Source organism: Micromonospora sp. DT46 (assembly GCF_049841735.1).
Classification (GTDB): domain Bacteria; phylum Actinomycetota; class Actinomycetes; order Mycobacteriales; family Micromonosporaceae; genus Micromonospora; species Micromonospora reichwaldensis.
This window is the reverse complement of record NZ_JBNCKW010000047.1, coordinates 1-202: the sequence shown is the minus strand read 5'-3', so window position 1 is coordinate 202 and position 202 is coordinate 1. Positions and strand designations below refer to the sequence as shown.

Below are 202 nucleotides of genomic sequence, written 5' to 3'. Positions count from 1 at the left end.
CCGCCGACATCCTGGGAGTCGACGCCAACGGAAACCTCTGGTACTACCCACACAACCGAACCGGCCTCGGCAACCCCGTCAAAATCGGGAACGGCTGGGCGACCTTCACACACGTCATGGCCGCCGACTGGAGCGGAGACGGCGCCGCCGACATCCTGGGAGTCGACGCCAACGGAAACCTCTGGTACTACCCACACAACCG

1 pseudogene is annotated in these 202 nt (G+C 64.4%); it reads left to right on the top strand.

The annotated features are described in order from the left end of the window. Positions 1–202, top strand: a pseudogene (locus ACLQ20_RS31385) (hypothetical protein); the annotation flags it as partial.